Origin of the sequence: Curvibacter sp. CHRR-16 (assembly GCF_018474005.1) — a bacterium.
In the GTDB taxonomy this organism is placed as follows: Bacteria; Pseudomonadota; Gammaproteobacteria; order Burkholderiales; family Burkholderiaceae_C; genus Allorhodoferax.
Genome location: NZ_JAHCSH010000021.1, coordinates 1 through 1,193 on the forward strand (window position 1 = coordinate 1; position 1,193 = coordinate 1,193).

A 1,193-nucleotide genomic window follows, 5' to 3' on the forward strand; every position below is an offset into this window, starting at 1 on the left:
AAATGGCAAAAGAGAAATTCACGCGTACCAAGCCCCACGTCAACGTTGGTACGATCGGTCACGTTGACCACGGCAAGACAACCCTGACAGCTGCTATCACTACCGTGCTGGCAACCAAGTTCGGCGGCGAAGCCAAGGCATACGACCAAATCGATGCGGCTCCTGAAGAAAAAGCACGCGGCATTACCATCAACACTGCCCACGTTGAATACGAAACAGCCAACCGCCACTACGCCCACGTAGATTGCCCCGGACACGCTGACTACGTTAAGAACATGATCACTGGTGCTGCCCAAATGGACGGCGCTATTTTGGTTTGCTCTGCTGCTGACGGCCCCATGCCCCAGACACGCGAGCACATCCTGTTGGCTCGCCAAGTGGGCGTTCCTTACATCATCGTGTTCCTGAACAAGTGCGACATGGTGGACGACGCTGAATTGCTGGAACTGGTCGAGATGGAAGTTCGCGAACTCCTGTCCAAGTACGACTTCCCCGGCGACGACACTCCCATCGTCAAGGGTTCTGCCAAGCTGGCCATGGAAGGCGACAAAGGCGAACTGGGCGAAGGCGCTATTTTGAAATTGGCCGAAGCACTCGATAGCTACATCCCCACCCCTGAGCGTGCTGTGGACGGCGCATTCCTGATGCCTGTGGAAGACGTATTCTCCATCTCTGGTCGTGGCACCGTGGTGACAGGTCGTGTTGAGCGTGGCGTGGTCAAAGTCGGCGAAGAAATCGAAATCGTCGGTATCCGCGACACCCAAAAGACAACCTGCACTGGCGTGGAAATGTTCCGCAAGCTGCTGGACCAAGGTCAAGCGGGCGACAACGTTGGTATCTTGCTGCGCGGCACCAAGCGTGAAGAAGTCGAACGCGGTCAAGTGCTGTGCAAGCCTGGCTCCATCAAGCCCCACACCCACTTCACCGGTGAAGTCTACGTTTTGTCCAAGGACGAAGGTGGCCGTCACACCCCATTCTTCAACAACTACCGTCCCCAGTTCTACTTCCGTACAACTGATGTGACTGGCGCGATCGAATTGCCAGAAGGCAAGGAAATGGTGATGCCTGGTGACAACGTCTCCATCACTGTGAAGCTGATCGCTCCTATCGCTATGGAAGAAGGTCTGCGTTTCGCTATCCGTGAAGGTGGCCGTACCGTGGGCGCTGGCGTGGTCGCCAAAATCATCGCTTAA

General features: G+C 55.8%; 1 protein-coding gene. It reads left to right on the top strand.

Translation table 11 applies throughout. From position 1 onward, the window contains the following. Positions 1 to 2 precede the first annotated feature (2 nt). Positions 3 to 1,193, top strand: a complete 1,191-nt coding sequence (gene tuf, locus KIK84_RS16445; protein ID WP_214124207.1) for an elongation factor Tu — start codon at positions 3 to 5, stop codon at positions 1,191 to 1,193.

Coding starts and splice junctions, on each gene's coding strand:
- tuf (WP_214124207.1), top strand. CDS start 3: ATGGCAAAAGAGAAATTCACGCGTACCAAGCCCCACGTCAACGTTGGT.